Annotated in this window: 23 protein-coding genes and 2 tRNA genes; 7 read left to right on the forward strand and 18 right to left on the reverse strand. The window is 64.1% G+C overall.

Annotated features, from left to right (window positions below; genetic code table 11):
- Positions 1–182 precede the first annotated feature (182 nt).
- From prmC to speB, 4 genes are all read right to left on the reverse strand, one after another.
- Positions 183–1,019: a peptide chain release factor N(5)-glutamine methyltransferase gene (gene prmC, locus BMZ25_RS01100; RefSeq protein ID WP_092687114.1), complete on the reverse strand. Its 837-nt coding sequence runs from the start codon at positions 1,017–1,019 to the stop codon at positions 183–185.
- Position 1,020: 1 nt separating this feature from the next.
- A complete protein-coding gene (gene prfA / locus BMZ25_RS01105) occupies positions 1,021–2,070 on the reverse strand; it encodes a peptide chain release factor 1 (protein WP_092687117.1) in 1,050 nt (349 codons plus the stop codon).
- Positions 2,071–2,112: 42 nt separating this feature from the next.
- On the reverse strand, positions 2,113–2,577 hold the full coding sequence (locus BMZ25_RS01110; RefSeq protein WP_092687120.1) for a DUF1499 domain-containing protein: 465 nt from the start codon (positions 2,575–2,577) through the stop codon (positions 2,113–2,115).
- A 105-nt stretch (positions 2,578–2,682) separates the two neighbouring features.
- Complete coding sequence (gene speB / locus BMZ25_RS01115; protein ID WP_092687123.1) at positions 2,683–3,663, reverse strand: agmatinase; 981 nt, start codon at positions 3,661–3,663, stop codon at positions 2,683–2,685.
- 119 nt (positions 3,664–3,782) lie between these two features.
- On the opposite strand from speB, the gene mazG reads away from it, so the two are divergent.
- Complete coding sequence (gene mazG, locus BMZ25_RS01120; protein WP_092687126.1) at positions 3,783–4,598, forward strand: nucleoside triphosphate pyrophosphohydrolase; 816 nt, start codon at positions 3,783–3,785, stop codon at positions 4,596–4,598.
- A 68-nt stretch (positions 4,599–4,666) separates the two neighbouring features.
- The gene (locus BMZ25_RS01125; RefSeq protein ID WP_092687128.1) at positions 4,667–5,680 is read left to right on the forward strand and encodes a Fe(3+) ABC transporter substrate-binding protein; all 1,014 of its coding nucleotides are present in this window, start codon (positions 4,667–4,669) and stop codon (positions 5,678–5,680) included.
- Positions 5,681–5,815: 135 nt separating this feature from the next.
- Here the strand turns inward: BMZ25_RS01125 and BMZ25_RS01130 are convergent.
- Both BMZ25_RS01130 and BMZ25_RS01135 read right to left on the reverse strand, forming a co-directional pair.
- Positions 5,816–5,892: transfer RNA gene (locus BMZ25_RS01130), tRNA-Asp, on the reverse strand.
- Positions 5,893–5,923: 31 nt separating this feature from the next.
- Positions 5,924–6,000: transfer RNA gene (locus BMZ25_RS01135), tRNA-Asp, on the reverse strand.
- Positions 6,001–6,249: 249 nt separating this feature from the next.
- Here BMZ25_RS01135 and BMZ25_RS01140 point away from each other — a divergent pair.
- From BMZ25_RS01140 to BMZ25_RS01150, 3 genes are all read left to right on the forward strand, one after another.
- Positions 6,250–7,236: an NAD(P)-dependent alcohol dehydrogenase gene (locus BMZ25_RS01140; RefSeq protein WP_177190348.1), complete on the forward strand. Its 987-nt coding sequence runs from the start codon at positions 6,250–6,252 to the stop codon at positions 7,234–7,236.
- Positions 7,237–7,306: 70 nt separating this feature from the next.
- Positions 7,307–7,678, forward strand: a complete 372-nt coding sequence (locus tag BMZ25_RS01145) for a VanZ family protein (protein WP_143071476.1) — start codon at positions 7,307–7,309, stop codon at positions 7,676–7,678.
- A gap of 434 nt (positions 7,679–8,112) precedes the next feature.
- Complete coding sequence (locus BMZ25_RS01150) at positions 8,113–8,703, forward strand: hypothetical protein (protein ID WP_092687137.1); 591 nt, start codon at positions 8,113–8,115, stop codon at positions 8,701–8,703.
- 50 nt (positions 8,704–8,753) lie between these two features.
- Here BMZ25_RS01150 and BMZ25_RS01155 read toward each other — a convergent pair whose 3' ends face one another.
- From BMZ25_RS01155 to BMZ25_RS01165, 3 genes are all read right to left on the reverse strand, one after another.
- Positions 8,754–10,736 (reverse strand): glycosyltransferase family 2 protein, encoded by a 1,983-nt coding sequence (locus BMZ25_RS01155; protein WP_092687140.1) that lies wholly within the window; start codon positions 10,734–10,736, stop codon positions 8,754–8,756.
- A 4-nt stretch (positions 10,737–10,740) separates the two neighbouring features.
- Entirely contained in the window at positions 10,741–11,913 is a 1,173-nt protein-coding gene (locus BMZ25_RS01160; RefSeq protein WP_092687143.1) for an HlyD family secretion protein, read from the reverse strand.
- 90 nt (positions 11,914–12,003) lie between these two features.
- Positions 12,004–13,038: a family 8 glycosyl hydrolase gene (locus BMZ25_RS01165; protein ID WP_177190349.1), complete on the reverse strand. Its 1,035-nt coding sequence runs from the start codon at positions 13,036–13,038 to the stop codon at positions 12,004–12,006.
- Between the two features lie 273 nt (positions 13,039–13,311).
- Here BMZ25_RS01165 and BMZ25_RS01170 point away from each other — a divergent pair, with 273 nt between their 5' ends.
- Positions 13,312–14,385, forward strand: coding sequence for a cache domain-containing protein (locus BMZ25_RS01170; RefSeq protein WP_092687149.1), 1,074 nt, complete (start codon positions 13,312–13,314; stop codon positions 14,383–14,385).
- Between the two features lie 999 nt (positions 14,386–15,384).
- Here the strand turns inward: BMZ25_RS01170 and BMZ25_RS20365 are convergent.
- The gene (locus tag BMZ25_RS20365; RefSeq protein WP_143071477.1) at positions 15,385–15,639 is read right to left on the reverse strand and encodes a hypothetical protein; all 255 of its coding nucleotides are present in this window, start codon (positions 15,637–15,639) and stop codon (positions 15,385–15,387) included.
- 689 nt (positions 15,640–16,328) lie between these two features.
- On the opposite strand from BMZ25_RS20365, the gene BMZ25_RS20650 reads away from it, so the two are divergent.
- Positions 16,329–16,472 (forward strand): hypothetical protein, encoded by a 144-nt coding sequence (locus tag BMZ25_RS20650; protein ID WP_177190350.1) that lies wholly within the window; start codon positions 16,329–16,331, stop codon positions 16,470–16,472.
- Positions 16,473–17,180: 708 nt separating this feature from the next.
- On the opposite strand, the gene BMZ25_RS01180 is transcribed toward BMZ25_RS20650, so the two are convergent.
- The 8 genes from BMZ25_RS01180 to tnpA form a co-directional block, all read right to left on the reverse strand.
- Positions 17,181–17,933 (reverse strand): hypothetical protein, encoded by a 753-nt coding sequence (locus BMZ25_RS01180; RefSeq protein WP_143071478.1) that lies wholly within the window; start codon positions 17,931–17,933, stop codon positions 17,181–17,183.
- 302 nt (positions 17,934–18,235) lie between these two features.
- On the reverse strand, positions 18,236–18,427 hold the full coding sequence (locus tag BMZ25_RS01185; protein WP_092687157.1) for a hypothetical protein: 192 nt from the start codon (positions 18,425–18,427) through the stop codon (positions 18,236–18,238).
- A gap of 5 nt (positions 18,428–18,432) precedes the next feature.
- The gene (locus BMZ25_RS01190) at positions 18,433–18,708 is read right to left on the reverse strand and encodes a DUF5658 family protein (RefSeq protein ID WP_092687159.1); all 276 of its coding nucleotides are present in this window, start codon (positions 18,706–18,708) and stop codon (positions 18,433–18,435) included.
- Positions 18,705–19,196, reverse strand: coding sequence for a hypothetical protein (locus BMZ25_RS01195; RefSeq protein WP_092687161.1), 492 nt, complete (start codon positions 19,194–19,196; stop codon positions 18,705–18,707). The genes BMZ25_RS01190 and BMZ25_RS01195 overlap by 4 nt, the downstream gene beginning before the upstream one ends.
- Positions 19,193–19,972: an N-acetylmuramidase family protein gene (locus BMZ25_RS01200; RefSeq protein ID WP_235859747.1), complete on the reverse strand. Its 780-nt coding sequence runs from the start codon at positions 19,970–19,972 to the stop codon at positions 19,193–19,195. Before BMZ25_RS01200 ends, BMZ25_RS01195 begins: the two co-directional genes overlap by 4 nt.
- Before the next feature lie 838 nt (positions 19,973–20,810).
- Positions 20,811–22,403 carry an IS66 family transposase gene (gene tnpC / locus BMZ25_RS01205; protein ID WP_143071480.1) on the reverse strand — a complete coding sequence of 531 codons (1,593 nt, stop codon included), beginning with the start codon at positions 22,401–22,403 and terminating at the stop codon, positions 20,811–20,813.
- A gap of 60 nt (positions 22,404–22,463) precedes the next feature.
- Complete coding sequence (gene tnpB / locus BMZ25_RS01210) at positions 22,464–22,811, reverse strand: IS66 family insertion sequence element accessory protein TnpB (protein ID WP_092687167.1); 348 nt, start codon at positions 22,809–22,811, stop codon at positions 22,464–22,466.
- A complete protein-coding gene (tnpA, locus tag BMZ25_RS01215) occupies positions 22,808–23,182 on the reverse strand; it encodes an IS66-like element accessory protein TnpA (RefSeq protein WP_092687170.1) in 375 nt (124 codons plus the stop codon). Before tnpA ends, tnpB begins: the two co-directional genes overlap by 4 nt.
- Between the last annotated feature and the right edge of the window lie 497 nt (positions 23,183–23,679).

Consider the following 23,679-nt stretch of genomic DNA (forward strand, 5'->3'; position numbering starts at 1 on the left):
CCTTGCCCACTCCCGGCCGCGCCTAGGGCGGCCACCGGATCGAGTGCGATATCTGGGCTATCGGCGAGGGGGACGCAGCAAACCGCATCCCACCGTCAGCTTCTCCGACAAATCATGCGAGACAGGCGATGACAAGCAAAAATTTGTGCAAATGCAGCCTGTAAGCGCCCTTTCCTGCGGGATTACACGTCCTTCTTGCGGGCAGTTACGACGCGGTCCCTGCTATCAATGTCGCGATGCACCGCCACGGCGTCAAGCCCTGCCTGCCGAAACAGTGCCGCGACGGCTGCGCCTTGCCCGGCTCCGATCTCGACCAGCAGACGGCCGCCGGGCGACAGGTGCGCCCCCGCCCCGGCGGCGATCACGCGATAGGCCGACAGCCCGTCGGCCTCGTCCGTGAGCGCGGCGCGGGGGTCGTGGTCGCGGACCTCGGGGGCGAGGTCGGGCATCTCGGCGGCGGCGATATAGGGCGGGTTCGACACGATCAGGTCGAACGTCCCCGTCACCGGCGCGAACCAGTCGCCCGCCACGATCCCGGCCCGGTCCGCCACCTCCAGCGCCGCCGCGTTGCGCCGCGCCACGGCGCAGGCGGCCCCGGACAGGTCGGTGCCCAGCCCGGTCGCACCGGGACATTCGGCCAGAAGTGTCAGCAGCAGGCAGCCCGTCCCCGTGCCAAGGTCCAGCACCCGCGCGAACGGCGCCTCAAGCGCCAGCGCGACGATCTGCTCTGTCTCGGGCCGGGGGTCGAGCGTGTCCGAGGTCACGGCGAAATCGCGCCCGTAGAACGCCCGCCGCCCGGTGATCTGGCTGACGGGCACCCGCGCCACGCGCCGGGCCACGGCCGCCTCGAACGCCTGCGCCGCCGCTTCGGGCAAAGTGTCGCCCGACACCAGCGGCACCCGTCCCGGTTCGATGCCGAGCGCGTGGGCCAGAAGCCACCGCGCATCGCGCGGCGCCCCCTCGATCCCGGCGTCCCGCAGGCGCGGGATCGCGGCCCGAAGCGCCTCGTCGCCGGTCACTTCAGCCCTCCATCTCGGCCAGCTTCACCGCCTGATCCTCCGAGATCAGGGCATCGATGATCTCGTCCAGATCGCCGTTCATCACCTCGTTCAGGCGATAGAGCGTCAGGTTGATCCGGTGATCGGTCAGGCGCCCCTGCGGGAAGTTGTAGGTCCGGATGCGCTCGGACCGGTCGCCCGAGCCCACCTGAGCCTTGCGATCGGCCGAGCGCGCGTCGGCGGCGCGCTGGCGTTCGATGTCGAACAGCCGGGCGCGCAGCACGTCCATCGCGATCTCGCGGTTGCGGTGCTGCGACTTCTCCGAACTGGTCACGACGATGCCGGTGGGCACGTGGGTGATCCGCACCGCCGAATCCGTGGTGTTGACGTGCTGCCCGCCCGCGCCGCTGGCGCGCATCGTGTCGACGCGCAGGTCGGCGGGGTCGATCTGGATGTCGACATCCTGCGCCTCGGGCAGTACCGCGACCGTCGCGGCAGAGGTATGGATTCGCCCGCCCGATTCCGTGGACGGAACCCGCTGGACCCGGTGCACGCCGGATTCGAACTTGAGCCGCGCGAACACGCCGTCGCCCTTCACGTTCGCGACGACCTCCTTGATGCCGCCCAGCTCTGTCTCCTGGTATTCGACGATCTCCAGCCGCCAGCCCTTCGCCTCGGCATGGCGCTGGTACATGCGCAGAAGGTCGCCCGCGAACAGCGCCGCCTCGTCGCCGCCGGTGCCCGGCCGAATCTCGAGGATGGCGGCGCGCGAGTCGGCGGCGTCCTTGGGCAGAAGCGCCAGCCGCAGCTCCTGCTCCAGCGCGGGTTTGCGCGCCTCCAACTCGGCCAGCTCCTCTTCGGCCAACGCCTTCATCTCGGGGTCGGACAGCAGCGCCTGTGCGCCCTCGATGTCGTCGAGCAGCGTGCGGTATTCCGCGATCCGCTCGGCCACGGGTCTCAGCTCGGAATATTCCCGGCCGAGCGCGGCCATGTCCCCGCTTCCGTCGGCAAGCCGGGCCTCCACGTATTCGAACCGCTGGGTGATCTGGGCAAGGGTGTCGAGGGGAACCATCCCGCTCTCGTCCTTCAACTCCCGCCGCTGGTCAAGGCCGGTTCAGCCAAGCCGCTGGCGCAACTGGGCGACCCAGTCCTCGGCGCGCTTGCGATTCACGCCCATGTCCGACTTTCCGAAACGCAGCCGCGAATAGATCACCGGCGCTGCGCCGCCCTCGGTCGGGATGGCGGCGACTGTGATATAATCGGGAAAGCCCCAGAGCTGCGAGCGCGTGACATAGGTGATCCGGCCCTCCTGCACGCTGCCGGCCAGCCGCTCGGTCCGGGGCGTCTCGCGGGCGATCGAATCTATCGCCTCGAGCAGCCCGGCGGTCGAGACCGGGAACACCGGCGCGGCGGCATTGCCCCGCGCCGGACGGACCAGCCAGCCGCCCTCTTTCGGCGGGTCGACCTCCATCGGGTCGACATGCCAGGCGGCGGCATCGGTGGGCGCCAACCGGACATAGGCCATTGCGGCCGCGATCACGACGACGAGCAGGGCGAGGGGGGCGAGGATCCAATTCATGGCCGGGCACCTATTCCACCAGGGCCGCCTTTCCAATGCCAATCGGCCGAAAGACGTGCCCACTACCACCGATGCGCCGGCGCCACCGCGGCGCCGACATGGATTTCAGCGAGAGGCACCGCCCCCCTGCATCCGGGCCACGGCCAGCAGGCAGAGGATCTCCATCGCCGCATGCGCCCCCGCTATGGCCGTGGCCCCCGCCGGGTCGTAGGGGGGCGACACCTCGACCACGTCGCCACCGCGGAAATCGAGCCCGCCGAGCGCCCGCAGCATCGCCGCGGCCTGCCAGCTCGCCAGACCGCCCCAGACCGGCGTGCCGGTGCCGGGGGCGAAAGCGGGGTCCAGCGCGTCGATGTCGAAAGAGAGATAGGCCGGCCCGTCGCCCACCGTCTCGCGGATGATTTCGTATGCCCGGTCTGTGCCCAGTTTGTGCACGTCCTGTGCACTGATGGTGCATATGCCCAGAGGGTCCGGATTGACCGTGCGGATGCCGATCTGCACCGACCGCGCGGGGTCGATCACGCCCTCCTTCACCCCCTTGTAGAACATCGTCCCATGGTCGATCCGCGCCGGCTCGTCATCCGCCCAGGTGTCGGAATGGGCGTCGAACTGCACCAGCGCCAGCGGCCCCGACCGCTCGGCATGGGCGCGCAGGATCGGCAGCGAGATCGAGTGGTCGCCGCCCAGGCACAACGTCGCCGCGCCCGCCCCGAGGATCGTCGCGGCATGCGCCTGCAGCGTCTCGGGAAACGCGGAAACCTGAGCATAATCAAAGGCCAGGTCGCCGTAGTCGACGACTGTGAGGTCGCTCATCGGGTCGACGTTCCAGCCGAAGGGCGGGTCGAAGGCCTGCAACGTCGCCGCCTCGCGGATCGCCCGCGGTCCCAGCCGCGCGCCGGGCCGGTTGGTCACCGCCTGGTCGAACGGGATGCCCGTGACGGCGATATCCACGCCGTCGAGATCCTTGGTATAGCTCCGCCGCAGGAACGACACCGCGCCCCCGAACGTGTTCTCGAACGCCTGCCCCCGCCGCTTGTCGCGCGTGAACGCCCCGTCGATCTCGGTCTTCGCGTCTTCCAGACCCATGCTCGCCCCCTGAGTAACTGCCCGATCACACCGCCCCCGCCCCGCCCCGTCAAGGCGGGCATGGACAGCCTTGCCGGCCTGTCCGATAACCGCCCCGGACCAGCCAGGAAAGACCCGCGATGGACAGCCACGACCCGATCTACGACACGCCCGAGGGGCTGCCCCGCCTGCTGCAATTGATGGCGCGGCTGCGCGATCCCGAGACCGGATGCCCCTGGGACGTCGAGCAGACGTTCGAGTCGATCGCGCCCTACACGATCGAGGAGGCCTACGAGGTCGCCGACGCGATCGAGCGCGAGGCCTGGGACGAGCTCGAGGACGAGCTGGGCGATCTGCTTCTCCAGGTGATATATTTCGCGCAGATGGGGGCCGAGCGCGGGCTCTTCGACTTCCACCGCATCTCGCGCACGATCACCGACAAGATGATCGCCCGCCATCCCCATGTCTTCGGCCCCGAGAGCAACGAAAAGTCCGCCGAACAGCAGACCCGCGACTGGGAGACGCAGAAAGCCTCGGAACGGGCGCGCAAGGGCGAAGGCGGCGTGCTCGATGGCGTGGCGCAGGGCCTGCCCGCGCTGACCCGCGCGCTGAAGCTGCAAAAGCGCGCCGCCCGCGTGGGCTTCGACTGGACGGACCGTGGCGATGTGCTGGCGAAGATCGCCGAAGAGACGGCCGAATTGTCGGAGGCCGCCGACAGCAAGGATCGCGACGCCGTCGAGGACGAGATGGGTGACCTGTTCTTCGTCCTCGTCAACCTGGCCCGCCACCTCGAAATCGACCCGGAGGCGGCATTGCGTCGCACCAACGCAAAGTTCACGCGCCGCTTCGGGGCCATCGAGCAACATCTTTTCCAACAAGGGAAAACTCCCTCCGACGCGTCGCTGGAAGAGATGGACTCGGCCTGGAACGACGCCAAGGCGGCCGAGCGGAACTGACACGATCCCGATTGACCCGAGTAAATCACTCGGATTTAACCGTGGCGACACTCAAACGGGAGGCTCCGATGTCACCACGCACGACCGTTCTCGCCCTGCTCGCCAGCGCCACGGCGCTGCCGGCCATGGCCGAGGTCAACATCTACTCTTACCGCCAGCCAGAGCTGATCGCGCCGCTTCTCGACGCCTTCACCGAAGAGACCGGGATCGAGACGAACTCCGTCTATATCGACCAGGGCATCGTCGAGCGGCTCCAGGCCGAGGGCGACCGCTCGCCCGCCGATATCATCCTGACGGTGGACATCTCGCGTCTGAGCCGCGCGAAGGAGGCGGGCGTCACGCAGGCGGTCCAGTCCGATGTTCTTGAAGAGCACATCCCCGAGGCCCTGCGCGATCCCGAGGGCCATTGGTACGGCCTCACCACGCGCGGCCGCATCGTCTATGCCAGCAAGGAGCGCGTCGATCCGAGCGAGATCACGACCTACAAGAACCTCGCCGATCCCAAGTGGGAGGGCCGGATCTGCACCCGCTCGGGCACCCACGTCTACACGCTGGGCCTCGTCTCGGCGATGATCGAACATTACGGCGAAGAGGAAACGCGCACCTGGCTGGAAGGCGTTAAGTCCAACCTCGCCCGCGATCCCGAGGGCAACGACCGCGCCCAGGTCCGCGCCATCTGGGCCGGAGAGTGCGACATCTCGCTGGGCAATACCTACTACATGGGGGCGATGATGAACGACCCCGAGCAGCAGGAATGGGCAAACGCGGTCAACGTCACCTTCCCGACCTTCGAGGATAACGACACCACTCACGTCAACATCTCGGGTGTGGCGATGACCAATTCCGCGCCGCACCCCGAAGACGCGAAGGCGTTCATGGAATTCCTCGCCTCGCCCGAGGCGCAGAAGATCTATGCCGACGTGGTGCACGAATACCCCGCCGACCCCGAGACGACGCCGTCCGACCTCGTCGCCGGTTGGGGCGAGATCAAGCCGGACACCACGAACCTCGAAGCAATCGCCGCCCACCGCGCCGACGCGCTGCGGCTGGTGCAGGAGGTGAACTTCGACGGCGGGGCCTGAGCCCTCGCGCCATAAGCTGCAAGATCAGGGCGCGATCCCAAGGGATTGCGCCCTTTTCTTTATACGGTGACGCACGGGAAACGCGACGCAGCCATGTGCCGGTCTGCGTCGAGCGTCGTTCATCTTTTCGGAGAATGGCGCGGTTGACGGGACTCGAACCCGCGACCCCCGGCGTGACAGGCCGGTACTCTAACCAACTGAGCTACAACCGCGCATCGCGTCGGCGAACCATCGGGGCAGCGGTGGCGCGGTTGACGGGGCTCGAACCCGCGACCCCCGGCGTGACAGGCCGGTACTCTAACCATCTGAGCTACAACCGCCCGCTGCCCGTCCGACGTATCCGCAGGACGTGGAGCGCGTGATAAGACCGAGCCCCGGCGGCGTCAAGCAGATTAGGGCCGGATCGCGGGCAAAATCCGCATGAAAAGACCTGACGTTCGGGCAATACGGCAATGGCTCCGCTCGGCCCTCGGGTGCTGCCCGGTGAAAATGACGTTCACCGATGCGCAGCGCTTGGGGTATTTCTTGTTTCAGGCCGAATCCGCGCGGACATGACGGAGAGAAACACGATGAGGGCGGTGATTCAGAATCGCTATGGGTCGCCGCAGGTGCTCCGCCTCGGCGATGTCCCGGACCCCGAGCCGGGGCCCGAGGACCTGCGCGTGGCGGTCGAGGCCAGTGCCGTAACCACCGGTGACTGGAGGCTCCGGGCCGCGGCCTATCCGCCGAGCCTGTGGCTACCGGGGCGGCTCTACAGCGGCTTGCGGGTGCCCAAGCACAAGGTGCCGGGCACCGTGTTCGCCGGCCATGTCGAAAGCACGGGCAGCGCCGTGTCGCGCTTTTCCCCCGGCGATCGGGTGTTCGGCATGACCACGCACGGCACGCACGCGGCACTCGTCTGCGTGGGGGCGACGTCGTGCGTGGCCCGGATCCCCGACGCCCTTTCGACTGAAGAGGCGGCAGCCCTGCCCTTCGGCGCGCTGTCGGCGCTGGTCTTTCTGCGCGACATGGCCGCGCTGCGGTCGGGTGAACGGCTGATGGTGATCGGGGCGACCGGCGGAGTCGGCATCCACGCAGTCCAGATCGGCCGCGCCTTCGGCGCCGACGTCACCGCCGTGGCCAGTGCCGCGAGCCTGCCCCTCGCCTCGGACATGGGCGCCTCGCATCTTCTGGATTATGCGCTGACGGACGTTCTGTCGGGGCGCCGCCGCTATGACGTCATCCTCGACACGATCGGCACCGCCTCGTTCCTGCAGGCGCGGCGGGCGCTGCGGCCGGGCGGACGCTTCGTGCCGCTGAACTTCGGCCTCGCGGACGTCGCCGTGTCGCTCGCCAGCCAGGTCATCGGCTCACGTCGCCTGCGCATCGGCATCGGCTCCGACCGGCAGGCGGATCTCGAGAAGATCGCTGGGCTCGTCTCGTCCGGCCAACTGCATCCCGTCATCGACGGTGTCTGGCCGCTGGACCGGATCGGCGAGGCACATGCGCGGGTCGAGAGCCGGCATACCCATGGCGCGGTGATCCTGCGCATGCCGCAGCCGGATCGCGGGGCCTGATGCCCTTCTCCGGCGGGATGACGGGAACGTGGATTGCCCGCGCGCGGTTGGTCGGTCAGCAATGCTGACGATGACCCGATCCGTATCCCGTGCGCTGTTGTGTGCCGCCCTCGCCGTTGCCGCCGTCCTGCTGGTCGGGGCGTTCGTGCCGGCGCGGCAACTTCGCGCCGTCACCACCCTGCCCGACAGCCTGCTGCATCTCGTCGGTGCGACGCTCCTGACATTCCTGCTGGTGCTGGCGCGTCCGGCCCGCTGGCGGACCTTGAGCCTCGCCGTGCTGAGCGGCGGGCTGCTGGTCGAGGTGCTTCAGCCGATGGTCGGGCGCGGCGCCGAGGGGCTCGACATCGCGGCGGACGTGACCGGGGTAATCATCGGCGCCTGCCTGGCGCTGATCCTGCGGTCTCCCGAGGACGATCACACCGCGCCGTCAGAGAGCCGGTAAGTGGTGGGTGGTGAGGGATTCGAACCCCCGACATCTTCGGTGTAAACGAGTACGGCGGATACTTACCAACCTGATTTTCCGACAAAAGTGGTTCCCATACACACGCCGAACTCTAGCGATTTGCACCAGAACAGACCGAGAATTTGGGAACCGCAATCTTCGCTCTAACGACGCCCTCGATTGGGCTGCATGATGAACCAAGCTCAACCGGAGGCTGCGAACGCCAGAAGCCGATGGCGCTGGAGGCGCATGCGCAGGACGGCCGCCCCACATGCGTCTAATCCAGCTACGCTACAACTTGCCTTGCCCATGTTGAAAGCCCTCAACAGGATCGGGATAAGCGGCAAAAGCATAATGTCACCGCAGTCAGATTGTTGGCTGCATTCTGCGGATGAATATATTATAGAGCAATCTCGTTCTGCGCGAGGAGTTGTATGTCGATCGCCAAAGTCCGGATTAGCTCAGTTCTCGTCCTCCTAGCCCTCGCGTCTCACCCTTCAGATAGCCAGGCAGACGGCTCCTTCTGGCAAGTCGACCTGGCACCGGGGTCGGTCTCGGCCGTGGCTTCCGTGGTGCGAGGTGACCTCACCTATGGCGCTGTCTATTCCAACACGGACGGGAGCGCGGCCGCGATTGCGAGCGTCGGATACGCCTTCCCCCTCCGCGATTGGGCCACGGTGAAGTTCGGACCCTCGCTTGGAGCCACGCGGGATGAGGGAGAGCCGCTCGATGATGTTGAACCCGGCCTGAAAGCCACCGTTGATCGCTACGCGCCTACTGAGTTCGGTGCGCTGTATCTGTTGGCTGAGGTGAACACGATCGATCGGTCTTGGTTTGCCCTGGCGCAGGCAAGCTTCGGCTCTGAGGGCTTCTCAGCCGAAATCTCTCGCGGCGGAAGCGACACCTACGATGAAGCCTCGCTGGCCTTCAACAAGCGGATCGAGGAGGCGCCATTGAGCCTTCGGGCAGGCTACCGTTTCTTTGCCAGGGAGGTCTTCGTCGGCTTTTCCGTCAACACGTTCTGACAGCGGGGACGCGAGAGATGTGCCGCGCATGAGACGGGCGACGCTTGTAGCTATCTGGGCGGTCTGCGGCTGAATGTCAGTCTTTGTGCGATATCCGACAGCATCGCCGATACTCTAACATGCCCGACCCCCGGCGCATTGTCCTCGGCATAAAAGCGCAGGAATAAGGCCTCACGCTGCGCGCCGTTGGGGAACAATTGCACTCTGGCACCGTCCATGGTGGGCGAGATCACCGATGCGTCGATCGGTCCGACCTCGCGGATATCAAGCGCTCCATGGGTTCCTTGCTCAAGACGTTTGCCACGTAGCCGCGCGGTGTCCGCCGTCAGGGACGTCAGCCACAGGTGGATCGGAGCACCGCTGACCGAGAAGGTCGCGCGCTCGGGTTCATCGGCCACGTGCCGTTCACGCCTCGGCAACTCGACACACGCCACGATTGTCACGCTCAACACGACCAAGTTGTAGATCGTCCAGAACAGGACAACCCACTTTCCGTCGCCGGCATCGTAATAGGCGAAGCTGTCCGAGACGATGCCGAGCAGAAGCCCGACCAGTGTCAGGACAAAGAGGGCCAGGAAGGGCGCCATCATCCCCCATTGGATCACGATCCGAGACCGGTCGCCCCCTTTGGCGGTGACCGAGAACGGGTGGCCGTTCGGCTTGAGAAGCCCGGTGAAGGCCGCCCGGCTGATTGGGATCGCCCCGATGAGTTGGCTCACGTCATTGAGGACTGGCACCACCATCCCGCGGCTCAAGAGGTTTAGCACGGTGATGATCCAAAGGAAGAATGGCCCGAAATGGGAGATCACATCTGGCAGCCGTGCATCGACCACCGTGATGTTGAAGTACCAGTAGAGCAGTGGATAGACGATCGCTGCAATCCTGAACGGGAACGTCGTCATCCAGAACAGCACGGAATCGATCACGCTCCAGCGGTCGCGTAGGCGCAGATTGTTACGGGCGAAGGGGCCCATCGAGGATCGCGCGATCTGCATCAGCCCGAGACACCAACGCGCGCGCTGCGTCACGTATTCCTTGAGACCCTCGGGGGCGAGGCCCTCGGTTAGCGGCTCTGTCAGGTAGACGGTCTTCCAGCCGATGTTCTGGAGGGCCAGGGTGAGCATGAAATCCTCGGTCACGCTCTCGGTCGGAAGCCCGCCCAGATCCTGTAGTGCCTGCCAGCGGCAGACCGAGGACGTTCCGCAACAGAACGCGATCCCCCACCCGTCGCGGGACGCCTGCATGTGGTCGAAAAAGAAGCGCTGCTCGTCGGGGTACGAGCGCCAGACCCCAAGGTTATGCTGGATCGGGTCGGCGTTGAAAAAGTGCTGTGGTGTCTGGACGAGGCCGACCTCTGGATCATGGAAGAGGGCCAGTGTTCGGGAAATGAACCCCCGGTGCGGCACGAAATCGGCGTCGAGAACCGCGACGAACTCCGGCGGCTCGGCATCCTCGGCGAGCCGCGCTAGCGCATGGTTGATGTTTCCGGCCTTCGAGCCCTTGTTATCGGGACGTCGCATGTATCGAACGCCCTGCGCGGCACAGAAGTCGCGCAGCCAGTCACGTCGCCCGTCGTCGAGCACAAGCACTTGCTTGTTTGCGTGGCGGAGGGATTTCGCGCCGATGATCGTCCGCTCGAGCACTTCCAGCTCTTCGTTATAGGTCGCGATCAGCAAGGCGACCCGCGGCTCTGTCGCGCCCCACCATCCACTGTTCGCGTCGGCCTCCTCGCTGCGAAGCCGAAGCCGGGACATGATGATGAACGCGCTGAACGAGCCGATCAGCGAGAGCATCTCCAGCAGGAAAAGCGAACCGCTGGCCAGGAAATCCAGCGTCAGGCCGGCCGGCGCCAGGGTCTCTGTCGCGCGCCATAGGGCGTAGCGGAGGCCGAGGAGGAATGCGACGGCGAAGAGCAAACCTCGGTGAAGGTTCCGACGCCGATCAATGATGGACGGAAGGATCAGACCGATGCCGGCGACCAGCAGGACCAGCAGCCAGGCGGACCCCAGTTCACTGAGATTGGGGAACGGCATGGCGTCAGCCGAACAACCCGCGGACCCAGTCGAGCGGGCGCCTGTCAAAGAAGGCCCGCCCGGTACGCCCTATGGCGCAGCCGAGTTCGTCATCCGAACGCAGTTCCGGCACCTGCAACAAGACATCATAGCGCTCGAGATGGCGTTGGCTCGGGGCGATGGCCAGGTTGCGATAGATCGTTCCCGCGCCACTTCCGGCAAGCCGTGCGACCGTGGCATCGAAGGTCAGGGAGGCTCCGAGCAATCTGAACTCTGCCGATTGCCCGGGCGACAACGTGTTGTAGATGCTTTCGGTCACTGAAAGCGTCACCATGGTCGATCCGCAATCGACCAGCCGGAGGATCGGGTCGCCGCGCTGCACGACCACGCCATCAGCCTGTAAAACCTCCCAGTAGGATCCCTCGACGGGAGAGGTGATCTGTCCGCCGCGCAAGGCGTTGACGCGCACCTGCTCACGGGCCAGGCGCTCTTCCACGGCCTCGAGCGCGGCCTCGGCGCGTGCTGCTTCTGCCTCGAAGCTGGCCAGGTCGCTTTGCAGCTCCACCACGCGCTGTTCAGCGTTCGGCGCATCGTTGTAACCGTCGCCAAGAAACACGCCCGCCTCGGCCGCGCGCAAGGCGATCTCCAGCACGGCGACACGTTCCCGCGCGTGATCGAGTGCAAGTTCTCGCGTGATTGGTTCGAAGGGTAGGCGGTCCTGCCCGTCATCCAGACCATCTACGAGTTGTTGCCCTTCCGCGCTCGGAAGACCTTCTTCCTGGAGCAGCTCCAGACGATTCCGGGCGTGATCGAGGCGCGTGCGCAGATCGGTCAGCCGTTCTTTGCGATACGTCTCTCCCCGAGCGCGTAGACTGGCCATTATGGCTTGGGTCTTTTCCATCATCGAACGCGCCGCGGCGAGTTCCGCCTCGGCGCGCGCACGCTCCAGGCGCAAATCGTTCAGACGAAGATTGTCGACCAGCGCGTCTTCGATCGAGGCAAGTTCCTCTGCCTGCGAGACGCGAGACCCGAGCGTGCGGTCCTGTAGGTCGAGCGTTCCCGCGACATCGGCCCGAAGCGTCACGACCTCGGCGTTGATCACGGCGTCGGCGCTCGCCCCGGCCATCTGCTCTCCGACGATGATCCACACCGCCAGAAGGACGACAACCAGCCCGCCTATCAGTCGGAAAAAGCGCATGCCGGGATCCTCGCTACTCTGCCTCCGGGTGTAAAACGGGAGGCGCCCACCCAAATTCCACCTCTAGATGATCAGTGTTCGGAAACGGCTTCAACCCGCGGCGCAGGTCGAACTCTCTGCATCGGCCACTTGAACGAGCAGGTAGAGGGAGGCCGGGTAGTAGGGTCCTCGGACGGGCGAGCCGGCAGTCGAAGCGTCGACCAGGTGACAGGCGATCAGATTCTTTACTGCGATGTATCCCGGCAAGTCGCTTGTTGCCACGATGTCTCCGAGTAGGTTCCGCGCTACCACGACTTGACCCTTGTGTGCACTGATAAGCCGCTCACGCGCCAGCGCGACCGCGGGATGCGACCGTCGTCCCGACCAGATCAGGTAGAGAGGGATCCGCAATGCATCGTAGGCGGATCTCAGGTCATGTTCCTGCGGCGAGACGTATCCTCTCTCTGTGACATCGATCCAGTCAGGCATGCGACCCGTGTGCGCCAGTTCCGCAAGACAGGTCTCGCCATGGTCGGCTGCACGGATGAGACGGGCGTCATTGTTCGCCATGCCCAATTCGCGGAGAGCGCGCGGCATGATGTAGGATGGGTTGAGCAACACGCGCGCCGAGCCTGCGCGCGCCTCGGCAGAGGGGCGCAAGAGCAGCTCAGCGGCGGCGCGCGGGTCTGGCCAGAGGCAGCTTGCCGAAATATCACGTGCGATTGCCAAGTAGACTTCGGCATCGACGTCCCAGCCCGAGTCCCGTGCCGCGCGCAACAGGGCCCACGCCCGAAAGAGATCGCCGTCGGTCGCGTTATGCCAGTCCGCGCCCTGGACACCGGCTCCCGGTGTCCATCGCCACGCCATCAACGCATCGCGGCGGACAAGGAGGTTGGCCCGCGTCCAACGCTCGATCCTATCGAAAGCATCCGAGTCGCCTCGGGCCTGCGCCAGAAGCAGGCCGTAGCCCTGACCCTCCGAATGACTCGCATCCTCCTGTTCCGGATCGACCACACGCCCGTCATCCCGTAGAAACCGGCTTTTCCATGCAGTCCAAGCGTCATCCAACTGCGTCTCTCCATGGGTTTGACGACCGAGCGCGAGCTGGGGAAAGCCGAACGCTGCTCCAAGCAGGGCAAGAAGCATTCTGCGGTTCATAACCGTTCCTCTTCACTGGCACATTCAGCATGCCCTCGACGGCCCGCGAGTGCTGTGACACAGGCGTGCCGCCAAAGTTGCGTAAAGGCAACCTGGAGTACCTACCGATGATAAGGCCACGTTATTGCGTAGAGATAGGCGGCCGTCTCAGAAAGGACAAATTCTCCTTGGATGTTATCTACGGAAACCCTCTTCAAAGGTAGGCGTGTCGGATGGCAGAGGTCGTCGTAAGGTAGTGCAAAAGGTGTTCGGAGAGCATGAATGAGCTTTCTCAAGCGCGAGTATCAGTATCAACCGAGCCTCCGCCGATCTCTCGTCGGGTTTATGGCGGTGGCATGCGTGACGGCCATGATTTCGCTTGTCTTGGGGGTTCGGCACTACGCATCGGATTTTGAGCGATCTGTACAGGCGAACCTTGTGCAACGGGGCACGGAGTCCGTACGCATGACCTTCGCGAACGCGATGGCGCGGGAGTGGGAAAGCCTCGAGGCCGTTGCCGAGAACGTCAATCTCGGCTCGCGTGAGCAGATGACTTCGTTTGTTGATGCGGTGGTTGAGGCCAGTAACCGGATCGCCTGGGCCGGTGTGGCGGACTTGTCCGGCCATGTCTTGGCAGGCTCGAATGGCTATCGAGAGGGCGAAGATGTCGGCGGTCGCCGTTGGTTCCGAGAGGGATTGAAGACACCGAGTTTCGGCAACGTCTTCTCCCTGGATCGGGCCGGCGGCGAGGACCGCTACTTGAACATGTCTGTGCCCATCAAGGGGCCTGATCTAATCGTCGATGGTGTGATGGTCTACCGGGTGAAGGTGGACTGGATCGAAGAATACCTGACAACCGCTGCGCGCGATCTCGGTCTCGATTTCTTCGTGCTGAACTCCGCCGGGGAGATCGTTATCGATGGTGATCTCTCCGGTTTTGGGCCCCTTTCCGAGAACATCGCTTTGGCAGCTACGATTGCCTCGGAACGTCGCTTCATGCGAGCCACCGCGGACGGGGCATATCTTGTTGGTATCCATACGAAATTGACGGCTGACACCATGCCTCGCTCGGGTTGGACGTTGGCAGTGCGCGTGCCAAGCACCACACCACAAGGAGATGTTCGTGACTTGACGCAGGTTCTTCTCGGTTTCTGCGGGCTCGTCCTCATGGGGATGCTCTTGTTCTCGATACTCTTCGGTCAACACTTTCTGCGCCCCATTCAGAAGCTTGCCGAGACCGCTCGGTCGATTGCCAACGGTGATGATCGGTATCCGGAGGAGCTTGACAGTACCCGCGAAAGTGCGGCCTTTTCCGATGCCTTGGCCATGATCCAGACCCGGCTGTCATCTAAGTGAATGCGCTCTTTTCCGTGCTCCGGACTGGTTGGCACGGAGGTCGGCTTCGACACTGTCCGCGGTAATCCACTGTGGCTACGTATCGGACAATCTGTACTCGAGCGTGCATCCTCTGATGTGCCGAGTCGGTCGTACTTGCTTTGACCAGTGCATTCGGAGGGCAACACCGGGGCCGATGTTCGCGACTTGAGCCGCGAATGCTCCCGATTCCGGTCCGTTTCGCGTCGGTTGAAATCGCTCAATCCGCACCGAAACCGCACCAAGGGCTACGACGCCCCGCCCCCCCGCATCGGCTCGCCGCCGGCATCCCAGTAAATCCGCAGATCGGCCGCGCCCTTCCGCCCGCAGCGCGAGCACCAGGCGCGCGCCAACATCTCCTCCCGAGTGGCGCTCGGAAGCTCGTCATGCGTCAGAACGAGGCGGACATTCGCTCTGCGGCCAGTGCCTTCGGAGAGCGGCGCAAAGGCGGGTGCTCACAACTTGACCCCGTGTTGTTCCCGATTCCGGTCGGTGTCGGGGAGTTTGGAGCTCATGCCCCCTTCAATTCCGAGAGTCGTGAAGCCTCGTTTCGCTGGGATATGGGAAGGTGCTTTAGTTCTGCCGTGCCTGACTTAAACCAGTTTGGTAAAACAACATTATAATGCCTCGCGGCTATGTCTCGGCGTTGACGGCTCTTCGACCTTGTGTCCTCTTGCTACGCTACGAACTTTGTCACGCGAAGAACATGATACAACGCTCAACACAGATTGACCGCTTCGAGTCCTCCGAGATGGAGGAGCGGATCAACCGCTTCAACGACGTTCCGATGAAGAGACGGGACTACGTGAGATTGGCGATCGTCTTGGTGCTCATGCTCGCATTGTTCGCAGTCTCGGCCGCTCTAGTAGTTTGGATCGCGGAGACGTATTTCTGGATACCTGTGAAGCCTTCTTAGTCTGCAATGGAAGACCCGCTTCGCATATCTAAACGCTGCGCGATCAAACTAAATCGGTCCAGAGATTACAGGAACGGACTGTCTTCAACTTCTTGCACCCTTTCCACAACCACCCCGACGCGCTTGCCCGCCGGATCGAAGTGCCGTGATTTTACGCGGTAGGCCACCGGAAGATCGCCTTGCGGACTGTAGACATAGTCGCCGACTGACGGGATGTTTGTTGGCTCCATGTCCATATCCCGCATCGGCTGCGGATGCTCTTCACCGCCGGGGTTCGGCACGAAAAACACTACATGCAAGGTATCAGCTGCTCTGCGCATGGCTTAGCTCTCGGCTCTCCGAATACGATGTTGCCAACACGTCGCGAACACGTGGCAAATGCCCTAGGACGGTTCGTCACCTCCGACTTTACCGTTAGCGACGCGACGGCTTCTCAGAGTAGGTGATACTGATCGACCTGATCGTCAAACCAGCGTCTCGGCGCGGTACGCTGCCATAGTTCAAGAGAATGCCTACACTACCCGCTATAAACCCGCATCGGCTCGCCGTCGGCATCCCAGTAAACCCGCAAATCGGCCGCGTCTTCCGCCCGCGGCGTGAGCAACAAACGCGCGCCATCAGCTCCTCACGCGTGCCGGACTAGATGGCGAGCGGTACATGCAGCGGGAGATAGGCGGGTGGCGCGGTCGGCGCCAGTGCCCTCTCTCGCAGGGCGTGCCGGTAGTCCCTCCGGGCCTACCAAAAATCCAAATTTATCCAGCACAATCAATGCTTTTGTGTCCCACACTTTCGCGCCGGGGCGCATTGCGGGTCAATGGCATACGGGGCATGTGTCCCACGGAATCGGCTGCTATTTCGTGTTGTCTCTGATGCCCTAGATCACGCTTGAAACGGCCTTGGCCGCGAAGCTCATCGCCGAGACGACGCGAGCCCCGCACCGGTTGCTCCTCGAGCTCACGGCCCTACGGTCAAGGAAGCCAAGGGGAGAACGAGTGAAGGAAAGGAGCCCATGGGCAAAGTACGTAACACCCTGAGCAAGGTCTGGGACGACCTGAACCCCAGCGATCCCAGCCCGATGTACCTCGTGAAGCTGATGGCTGCCATGATGGGCGCCTTCGCGATCGGGCTGCTGATCCACTTCATCAAGGTGTAAGTCGCAACGCATCCGGCATTGTGAGGCGCGCCCCCTCCTCACGGCGCGCCTCGCCCGGCATGGTCGGGCAGCTTGGGGAACTGATCATCGGGCGGTGCGGAAAATACACCTGAGAGACGACAGGCACGAGATAGCCCAACGATCTACTCCGCATCTCGCCAGCTGCCTCCATACCCCCGCATCGGTTCGCCGCCAGCATCCCAGTATATCCGCAAATCGGCCGCGCCCTTCCGCCCGCAGCGCGAGCACCAGGCGCGCGTCAGCAGTTCCTCGCGAGTACCGCTCGGAAGGTCGGCAGGCGTCGGGCCGAGCTGGACGTTGGCGGTGTGGCCGCAGCCGCACCAGATGGCGAGCATGTACATGCGGCGGGAGATAGGCGGGCGGCAAGGTCGGGGCCAGTGCCGGCTTCGGACCCAGGATTGGATTCGCAGTCGACGACGCCAGGGCGGACATCCGCAGTCCAACCGGTCGCGGAAAGTTCACTGCGGCATTTCTATTGCGCGATCTATATGGTAAGAGGCCCGCACGCGCTGAGATATGAGCATGTCTGACAAAATGGAGCAAAATCAGCATCGTAAATGGAAGGCATGGGTTGTTCCGATGCTTGCCGCAGCGATCGTGTTTGGGCTCCTGAGTGTCGTTCAGGCTATCAGCTTCTGGGCTTCTATCGTCGCCGCGATCATCATTGCGGTTGGAGGATTGATCCTACTACGGGCCCTGTAGATCAAAGCCAGTCTGCTTCGGCGGCGGCTTCACTTCGATCACTCGCGTGATTATCCGATCCGTCGGTCGCCAAACCTGCCCCTCCCGTTCTTCGGATATTTCGATCTCGACCACCATCTGAATGCCCTCTGCCATCGGTAAGTCTAGGGCACCGTCTGCCATGGCATTGAGGAACGCCTGATCCTTTATTGGCGCCCCGAATGCGCCGTATTTCGACTGGAAGCCCCAGCGGCGCGAGGTGTCGTTACTCAGGATTGGACGTATCAGGGTTAGCTCAATTTGCTCAGTGGTAGTGCGCTGTTCAGGCTCCTCCTCGAGCTCAGTGTCGTGCCCCAAAGGAAACTGGTCGCGCCGGACTACGCGCGAGGGTTTACCTTCGCGATTTGAGGTGGAACCCGCACCGACAACCTTTCGATCTTTCTCTAAGGCCTCGTATACGAGTCCGGCTTCACTTCGCGCAGTACCAGTTCGCAGAAGGCCAACGACATCTTCGGCGATTTGACTCATCTCTTCGTCGGATAGGACTTGAACTTCTTCAGGAGCATCCGGGCCCTTGATGTAGTCCATGACCTCGCCAACACCCCACGCAGCTGCCTCCTTGAATAAGAAGATGATGGAGGTCGTTATTGCCCCAACAATCGCACCCCGCGTATGCGGATCACTCGGCAGCTTGATAATGCTCCTGATCCGCTGACTGCCAGGAAGTGAGCTCTCAAGCTCGACATGCCAGTCGGCCATCGGATCGAGCTGCTGACCCACCGACTTTATCATCGAGACCCAAGCCAGTTGGGCGCGCGCGGCAGCCTCCAAGTCAATAAGGGAGCCCTGCTCCAAATCTACGTATAGGGTAAGTCCAGCTTCCGACATATGCGACCTCATCAATACGGTCGCAGTCAGACCAGACCGGGACGCTTAAAGAAAGAGCTTCGTTCCTTTCTGCGCTTCTGAAACTGGATGCCGGGGGAAATGCGTCACGCTCCGGCGGAGGGCGTGACGGTACGCGCACCACGCCGTGCGGACACCCTTCGCCCGGCGGCTCATCAGCCCCAGACCAGCAAACCCACGAATACCGCGACGAACGCCACGAAGCCCGCGATAAGTGAGAGCAGCCCGTTGCCGATCCCATCCTGCGGCCTGGCCTCCCCATAGCGATTGCTGACGCGGATAGCGACGATCAGCGCGACGATGACACCGGCGAAGCCAGCGCCGAGGATGTTCAGGATGATGTCCATCGTCGTCAGCCCTTCACCAGCAGCCGCAGGTTCCAGAGCGCGACCAGCCCGATGCCGGCCGCGAACGCCCAAACGGCCACGGGATCACCGATGAACCGGACCAGAACCCATGCACCCACGACGGTGAACACGATCTTCACCACCCACCACGCCGACCCGGCCCAGGACATGATCCAGCGCATGACGGGCGCCGCCTCGACGAAGCCCCGCTGCAAGGCGATGATGGTGGTGATGATGTCGGCCAGAGTGGCGAGGGCGAGCGCGATCAGGGCGGCAGTCATTTCTTCACGCCCGACATCAGCGCGGTCTTGTCCTTCGAACCTTGCGAGGATCCGAAGTAGAATTGCGTAACGCTCGAGACCGCGCCGCCGAGAAGGCCGATCAGTGCGATCAGCACCTCGCGCATGCCGGTTGGTGGAGCCACGAACATCAGCGTGCCGAGTACGGCGAAGAACCCGGCGATGATGACGCCGGCCAGCACCATCGGGAACAGTGCGCCCTTATGGCGCGCCCGCGCGTCGGCCCGGTCCTTCGCCGCGATCTTGAGGCGGGCGGTGTACTCGCTCTCGAGCGCCGCCAACGCCTCGAGCTCGGCTTTGCCCATGTCCTGCACCGCGGCCCGCAACTGCGCGTCAGGCGCGTCCGGGCGCCCAGTCACGGCCTGCGACACCTCGCGCACCACACGACCCGCCAGCGGCCCGCCGAGCGCGCCTGCGACGGTCGGGGCCACCTGCCCCACTGCGTCCTTCACGATCTTGCTCACGTTCATGCCGCGATCTCCTGCGTCCGGTCGAAAAGGGTGTCGGGGATGTCCTGCCACTTCAGGAACGACCGCTTCAGCCGGTTGTGGTAGCCATGGGTGGCATAGGCCGGGCCGTTGTACCCGCGGGCGAAGCCGGACCAGTCGTGCCGGCGCAGCTCGTCATCGAGCCCGGCCGAGACGATGTAGTCGACCATCGCCTGGAGATGCGCCTCCTCATCTTCGGCGAAGGCCTCGACCATCTCGCGCGCCGCCTCGAACCCAGCCATCTTGCAGTTGAAGCCCATGATCTGGCCGAGACCCCAGCTGGCCGAACGCAGCGCCGCATCCTCGTCGATCTCGATCGCTGCCTTCAGCCGCGGATAGCTGTCGCTGGGATAGGACCGCGTACCCCACCGGGCATAGGCCAGCCCCTGCCCCGCGGCGCGGTCGCGCTTGGCGCCGGGCCCCAGCTCGCGCCAGAAGATGTGCGGCTCGAACAGCATCGCGACGCGGCCGTCGCCGTCGAACCCGGAGCCACGCGCCTCGACATCGATCACGGCGTGCAGCTCATCCTCGCCGACGCCGATCTGCGCACCGATCTTCGGCAGGTCGATGTCGTCGAGCGTCCTGGCCGCGCCGCCGAAGGTGATGGGCTCGAGTCCCGGATCGGGTTGACCCTTCGTCGCCAGGTAGTCGGTCATGGCGCCGCGGGTCAGCTTGCCCATGATGCCGTCGGCAGGGCCGGGATCGTGGCCCAGGTCGTTGAGCGTCATCTGAAGGACGCGGGTCGTTCTGTCAGACATGGTGTGCCTCCATAAGAAAAAGCCCGCTCACTGGCAGGCTGGTGGGGTCGAGATGATGGGTGGACGTACTACTTTCGGCGTAGTGCCGAGTGTGTTGGCACTATGAGTGAGTGCGGGCCGTCGGGGCGCTCAGGCGTGCCGGCGGCCTCGCTTTCACGTTCACGAAATTGGAAGTGGATAGGGCAACTGCGGTGTTCTCTTAGTTTGAGAACCTGCCAAGGTTGGTTTGCCGGGACATTTTCCAGGCTTTATCCTAGGTCCGTCGGGGACTGTGAGTGGTGTACCCCGGCGGGCTTTGCTCTTCTGAAATCTGCATGCACGACCGCGAAGAGCTGATCAGCTCTAGATATTGGCGGTGACTGTCGACCGGACTGTCGGCGCCTTCGTTCGCTTCGGCGTGGTTGATGCATTCATCGCCGTTTCCGGCCAAGGGGTACTCGCTCGCTACTGAAATCGGCTGCACGACACCCTATATCTAAAAGGCCTCATTTTCGGGGCGGGAGGTCAGCCAATGTCTACCCTTCAACCGGAATGGATGCGCCGGGACTATGCCACCTACCTCGTGCTGGCGGCCATCGCTCTCATAGTCGCATCGTATTTTGCTACACCCTATCTCACTCCGGGCGCGACCGATGCTCCCAGCACTGTGGCGCCTTCTGAGTAAGCGTTCGACCAGCGGGCGTGAGGATACGTCGCTCGGACACGCTCTGAAGCGCCCGCCAGCTACCACGTCTTGAAGAACTCAGGCCGCCTCGGCGTCACCGCCCCCGAGCTTGAACCGCCGGGAGATCTTCAGCCGGACGAAGGTTGTGCGTAACCGCTCGATTGTGACCGCAGCTCAGACCTCGGCCTTCCAGTTCCAGGGGAGGAGCTCGTCGAGACGGTTGATCTTGTGATCGTGGATGCGGTCGAGGACGTCGGCGAGCCAGGCCTGGGGGTCGAGACCATTCATCTTCGCTGTCTCGATCAGGGTCATGGCCCGGGCGAGCGTCTCGCCGCCGCTGTCGGACCCGGCGAAGAGCCAGTTCTTCCGGCCGATCCCGATCGGGCGCATGGCGCGCTCTGCGGGATTGTTGTCGATCCCGATGCGTCCGTCCTCGAGGAACAGCTCGAAGGACGGCCAGCGGGAGAGCCCGTAGCGGAAGGCCTTGGCGAGATCGCCTTTACCCGGGATGCGCAGCAGCTGGGCCTCGGCCCATACCTTGAAGGCGTCGACCATGGGCCTGGAATGCTGCCCGCGCGCGGCCTTGCGCAGCTCGGCAGGCTGACCGGCGATCTCACGTTCGGCGTCGTAGAGCTTTCCGATCCGGTCGAGGGCTTCTCGCGCGATCTCGGACGTCGTGGCCTCCCAGACATCATGGAAGTCACGACGCAGATGAGCCCAGCAGGCTGCCTCGCGGAACTGGCTGCTGCCATCAGCGCGTGGGGCGTAGAGCGGATTGAAGCCGGCATAGGCATCTGCCTGAAGGATGCCGCTGCTATCCCGCAGATGGCGCTGAGGGTGTTCGCCTTTCCGATCCGGGGAGAAGCGGTAGACGACACCCGGTGGCGCCGTGCCGGCCCAAGGCCTCTGGTCTGAGACATAGGCCCAAACCCGCCCTTGCTTGATCCCCTTTCCGAGGCCGCGGTCCCGACGTGACCGGTCCAGCACGCGGATCGGAGTGTCATCTGCATGGAGGATCGGTGCAGCCATCACCTCGGTCTCGATCCGCTCGATGACAGGGGCGAGCACCTTCATGGCCCCGCCGCACCAATCCAGAAGCGTGCTGTCGGGGATATCGGCGCCCATGCGTGCGTAAATCTCGTGCTGACGATACAACGGAAGATGGTCGTCGAACTTGGAGACGAGGATCTGGGCCAGCAGCCCCGGACCAGCCATGCTGCCGGGGATCGGGCGGCTCGGGGCCGCAGGCTGCACCATCTGCTCGCAGCGGCGGCAGGACTTCTTCACCCGCGCGATCTGGATCACCTTCATCTGCGCGGCGACCAGGTCGAGAAGTTCGCTGACATCCTCGCCCACCACCCGCAGATCACCGCCGCAGTCGGGGCAACAGGTGCCAGGATCGAACTCGCGGCGTTCGCGGGGCGTGGCGTCCGATACGCGCGGTCTGCGTCGTGGCTTTGCCTCAACAACAGGAGCGTCGGCTGCGGCAGGCTCATCGTTCTCGATCGGCCCGTCACGTTGCTCGGCAGCCGCGACCAGCAGATCCTCCAGCGCCAGCTCGAGCTGCGCGATCTCCCGTTCGATCTTCTCGGAAGATTTGCCGAAGGCCTGCTTCTGGAGCTTGGCAATCCGTAGGCGCAGCGCCTGGACCAGCTGTTCATGGGCCTGGAGCGTGGCCGACATCCGGGCATTCTCTGCCTGAAGGGCGGCGATCACCGCCTTCAGAACGGTGGGGTCATCGGTGAGGCCGTCGGCACTGTCGGACATGACGACAGATACCATGACGCGTCGCATATAGCCAATAAAACAAGGGGTTCTGGGAGAAAATTACCCCACCCGCGCTGGTGGTGCGCCCCAGTCCGGGCGTCTCCAGTCGATCCCCTCCCATAGCATCGCCATCTGCGCGGAGGTCAGCCGGGCAACGCCGGTCTCGGCGGTCGGCCACGGGAAACGGCCGCGCTCAAGCACCTTGTAGTAGAGGCAGAACCCCTGGCCATCCCAGTAGAGGAGCTTCAGCCGATCGCCCCGGCGGCCCCGGAACGCGAAGACCGCGCCGCTCGCGGGCTTCTGGCGCAGGACATCCTGGGCCATGGCCGACAGACCCGCGATGCCCTTCCTCATATCGGTGACGCCGCAGGCGAGGTAGACCCGGACCCCAGTGCCCGGCCCGATCATGCCGCCTCGACGAGGCGGATCAGCCGGACGAGAGCGTCATCCTCGATCTGTCCGTTGCAGCGAAGGGTCCGGCTATTCCCCAGGACGATCTCGAACCGAAGAGCCTCCTCGGGTTCTACATCGGGAGTTTGGTCCAGCTCCTCCACGACATGCTCGACCGGCAGAAACACGGCCCCATCGGATCTCGGCCACATCCCCTTCCGCCGAAGCTCGCGACGCCACTGATAGATGTGCTGACGGGTCAAGTCGTGGCGCCGCGCGACGTCCGCAACGGTCGCCCCCGCGACACCGACCTCCAGAAGCATACCGAGCTTCTGATCATCGGACCAACGCCGTCGCCGCTCGACACCGACGATCACCTCATGCCGCATATCTGTCCCCGCCCGATACGACGTCGTTAACGACGTCAATAACGACGGAGTATAAGACCCGCGCCCGAAGGCAGGCAGGTGGCCTCAATCGGGCGGTTACGGTTGTGCGAAGATGCAAAGGGTTTAGGTATACCAGTGGTGTTCCCGTGTGGGGACTCCGACTCCTAAACTCGGTCGCCGCGGCTCTGTCGCCGGCGGCCGTTTTTTTAGTGGACGACCGTGTATTTACTTTAGCGGATGTCGTTTCTTGGCCCTCTCGGTCGAGAACAAGATAGCGACCACGGATCGACCGGTGCATCCTGTCTATGGATCGACCCCAACCGCTCTCGAGCAACCGATCCTTGGAGCCGCCGGGAAGACAATAATCCCGGATGCCCGCCCGGCGGCCTCCATTCTTCATCACAGATTGCAGTGTCCAGCAGGAAGCCTCACGTCCGCGACGGCGCCCCGCACGGGCCCGCCGTTCGATAACAGCGACGCCAGCCCGACAGGGCCTT

This window comes from Tranquillimonas rosea, assembly GCF_900111315.1.
Classification (GTDB): Bacteria; Pseudomonadota; Alphaproteobacteria; order Rhodobacterales; family Rhodobacteraceae; genus Tranquillimonas; species Tranquillimonas rosea.

What these genes read in the sequence shown, in the direction of transcription:
- prfA (WP_092687117.1), bottom strand. Translation starts at nt 2,070, where the DNA reads ATGGTTCCCCTCGACACCCTTGCCCAGATCACCCAGCGGTTCGAATAC.
- BMZ25_RS01110 (WP_092687120.1), bottom strand. Translation starts at nt 2,577, where the DNA reads ATGAATTGGATCCTCGCCCCCCTCGCCCTGCTCGTCGTCGTGATCGCG.
- speB (WP_092687123.1), bottom strand. Translation starts at nt 3,663, where the DNA reads ATGGGTCTGGAAGACGCGAAGACCGAGATCGACGGGGCGTTCACGCGC.
- mazG (WP_092687126.1), top strand. Translation starts at nt 3,783, where the DNA reads ATGGACAGCCACGACCCGATCTACGACACGCCCGAGGGGCTGCCCCGC.
- BMZ25_RS01125 (WP_092687128.1), top strand. Translation starts at nt 4,667, where the DNA reads ATGTCACCACGCACGACCGTTCTCGCCCTGCTCGCCAGCGCCACGGCG.
- BMZ25_RS01140 (WP_177190348.1), top strand. Translation starts at nt 6,250, where the DNA reads ATGAGGGCGGTGATTCAGAATCGCTATGGGTCGCCGCAGGTGCTCCGC.
- BMZ25_RS01145 (WP_143071476.1), top strand. Translation starts at nt 7,307, where the DNA reads ATGACCCGATCCGTATCCCGTGCGCTGTTGTGTGCCGCCCTCGCCGTT.
- BMZ25_RS01150 (WP_092687137.1), top strand. Translation starts at nt 8,113, where the DNA reads ATGTCGATCGCCAAAGTCCGGATTAGCTCAGTTCTCGTCCTCCTAGCC.
- BMZ25_RS01155 (WP_092687140.1), bottom strand. Translation starts at nt 10,736, where the DNA reads ATGCCGTTCCCCAATCTCAGTGAACTGGGGTCCGCCTGGCTGCTGGTC.
- BMZ25_RS01160 (WP_092687143.1), bottom strand. Translation starts at nt 11,913, where the DNA reads ATGCGCTTTTTCCGACTGATAGGCGGGCTGGTTGTCGTCCTTCTGGCG.
- BMZ25_RS01165 (WP_177190349.1), bottom strand. Translation starts at nt 13,038, where the DNA reads ATGCTTCTTGCCCTGCTTGGAGCAGCGTTCGGCTTTCCCCAGCTCGCG.
- BMZ25_RS01170 (WP_092687149.1), top strand. Translation starts at nt 13,312, where the DNA reads ATGAGCTTTCTCAAGCGCGAGTATCAGTATCAACCGAGCCTCCGCCGA.
- BMZ25_RS20365 (WP_143071477.1), bottom strand. Translation starts at nt 15,639, where the DNA reads ATGCGCAGAGCAGCTGATACCTTGCATGTAGTGTTTTTCGTGCCGAAC.
- BMZ25_RS20650 (WP_177190350.1), top strand. Translation starts at nt 16,329, where the DNA reads ATGGGCAAAGTACGTAACACCCTGAGCAAGGTCTGGGACGACCTGAAC.
- BMZ25_RS01180 (WP_143071478.1), bottom strand. Translation starts at nt 17,933, where the DNA reads ATGGCCGACTGGCATGTCGAGCTTGAGAGCTCACTTCCTGGCAGTCAG.
- BMZ25_RS01185 (WP_092687157.1), bottom strand. Translation starts at nt 18,427, where the DNA reads ATGGACATCATCCTGAACATCCTCGGCGCTGGCTTCGCCGGTGTCATC.
- BMZ25_RS01190 (WP_092687159.1), bottom strand. Translation starts at nt 18,708, where the DNA reads ATGACTGCCGCCCTGATCGCGCTCGCCCTCGCCACTCTGGCCGACATC.
- BMZ25_RS01195 (WP_092687161.1), bottom strand. Translation starts at nt 19,196, where the DNA reads ATGAACGTGAGCAAGATCGTGAAGGACGCAGTGGGGCAGGTGGCCCCG.
- BMZ25_RS01200 (WP_235859747.1), bottom strand. Translation starts at nt 19,972, where the DNA reads ATGTCTGACAGAACGACCCGCGTCCTTCAGATGACGCTCAACGACCTG.
- tnpC (WP_143071480.1), bottom strand. Translation starts at nt 22,403, where the DNA reads ATGTCCGACAGTGCCGACGGCCTCACCGATGACCCCACCGTTCTGAAG.
- tnpB (WP_092687167.1), bottom strand. Translation starts at nt 22,811, where the DNA reads ATGATCGGGCCGGGCACTGGGGTCCGGGTCTACCTCGCCTGCGGCGTC.
- tnpA (WP_092687170.1), bottom strand. Translation starts at nt 23,182, where the DNA reads ATGCGGCATGAGGTGATCGTCGGTGTCGAGCGGCGACGGCGTTGGTCC.